Below are 2,099 nucleotides of genomic sequence, written 5' to 3'. Positions count from 1 at the left end.
ATAAACTATCATTTTGTTTTCTGTCCCCGTTATAGAAGGAAGATTTTTCTCCGGGCAGATATAGAAAAACGTTTCAAAGAATTGGTGCTAGAAGTGTGTGGAAAATGGAAAATTCAAGTTATTGCTATTGAATGTGATAAGGATCATACGCATATGATTCTAAATTCGCTTCCTAAACAAAGTCCTTCGGATATCATGGCAAAAATCAAGCGATTCACGTCCAAAAAACTAAGAGAGGAGTTCCCTCACCTTCAACATTTGGAAAGCCTTTGGACTCGTTCGTTTTTTGTGTCCACTGCTGGTAATGTTTCTAGTGAAACCATCAAACGATACGTCGAAAATCAAAAGAAAAAGAATTAGAAGGGAGTTAAAACCTATGGCAAGAAACACCACACCAACGTATACAATTGAATTTCCTCTACACCTGCCAACTTGGCAACAACATCGTTTGGAAAAGAAAATAAAGATGGCTAGAATGGTCTATAATTCTTGCCTAGGGGAGGCTTTAAAGCGACATAGAGCTGTAAAGTCGGATAAAGAGTATCGTAAACTCCTTAAAGAAAATAAGTCTAAGGAACGTGATGACCAACTTGCAGCTATTCGAGTAACCTATGGATTTTCCGAATATGGAATACATCGTTTTGTGAAGTTTAGTCAACAAAAGTTTAGAGAACACATTGGAAGTTTTGAAGCGCAAAAGCTTGCAACCAGAGCCTTTCAGGCAGTGGAGAAACTTCATTTTGGTAAATCGAAAAAAGTTCACTTTAAAAATAGCACAGATGATATTTCCGTAGAGAATAAATCGAATAAAACGGGATTGAGGTTTGCAGAAGGTGCCATCCTTTGGGGTGCTAAACCAACAAAGAAAAATCCTAAACCTAAAAACTGGCTCTCTATGCCTATATCAGCAAAACCTAATGATGAATACGCACATCTAGCTTTAACGGATGAAACGAAGTATGTGCGCATCATAAAACGTGAAGTTCGCGGGAAAATTCGATACTTTGTTCAACTTATTCAAGCAGGTTATCCACCAACAAAAAGAAATCGCAAGGTTTCTAATGATGAAACAAAACGTGTAGGCCTAGATATTGGTACATCTACTATTGCGATATACAGTGAAGATAAAGTCCAACTTCAAGAACTTGCACCAGAATGTAATACCAACACAAATGAACTTAGACGAATGCAGCGTAAAATGGAAAGGTCTAAACGAAGTACAAATACTACGAATTTTAATGAAAATGGCACAGTAAAAAAGGGGAAGCTCGTTTGGATATACTCTAAGAGATACGAGAAACTACGCCAAAAAAGAAAAGAAATGTATCGTAAAATCACTGTTCAACGAAAAATGGCTCACGAAAAATTGGCTAATGACATCCTTTCTCTTGGTTCGGATGTTCGAGTTGAAACCATGCGATTTCAATCGCTTCAAAAACGTGCGAAAACCACCACGCGAAATAAGCAAAATGGCAAAATGAATCGCAAAAAGAGGTTTGGTACCTCCATAGCCAGTCGTGCACCTGCTATGTTGCTAACCATTATTGACCGAAAACTTGGGATTCAAGATTGTTCTTTAAAGAAAATAGATACACACGCAACGAAAGCCAGTCAATTCAACCATATAACAGGGGAATATAACAAAAAACAACTTTCTGAACGTTGGAATGATCTTGGAGAATTCCTTATCCAACGTGATTTATATAGTGCCTTTTTAATAAGTAACACAAACGAAACGCTTAATGCTGTGGATATAGGTTTATGCTGTACACGATGGGGCAAATTTGTAGAACTACATAATGATGAAGTAGAACGTTTAAAACAATCATCAAATAAAACATTGCGTTGGTTTATCGCATAAAACAAACCTATTTGGTCGTGACAACGTCCAATAAAAGTCGGAACGAAAAGCATATCAAGAGTCTCTAAGGCTTGTTGAGAGAAGTGCCTTGCTATACGCAATACGTCCGTTAATGTTTGAGGGAAAAGCATGTCAGTACTTTGGCGGAAACTCTTTCTAAAAAGGAAAGATAAGGGCGCCATTTGAGAAGCTTGCAAGTACTTTTGAACCCCACTGCTTTAGCTGTGGGAGTTGTCAG

General features: G+C 37.7%; 2 protein-coding genes. Both read left to right on the top strand.

What is annotated here, in order from left to right; translation table 11 throughout:
- The coding region (tnpA, locus tag QQS35_RS02875) for an IS200/IS605 family transposase (RefSeq protein WP_285930270.1) at positions 1 to 360 on the top strand (360 nt) is incomplete at its 5' end.
- Positions 361 to 376: 16 nt separating this feature from the next.
- Positions 377 to 1,861 carry a transposase gene (locus QQS35_RS02870; protein WP_285930269.1) on the top strand — a complete coding sequence of 495 codons (1,485 nt, stop codon included), beginning with the start codon at positions 377 to 379 and terminating at the stop codon, positions 1,859 to 1,861.
- Positions 1,862 to 2,099: the final 238 nt, after the last annotated feature.

The organism is Aquibacillus rhizosphaerae (assembly GCF_030282825.1).
Classification (GTDB): Bacteria; Bacillota; Bacilli; order Bacillales; family Amphibacillaceae; genus Aquibacillus_C; species Aquibacillus_C rhizosphaerae.
This window is presented reverse-complemented; position numbering and strand designations above follow the sequence as displayed.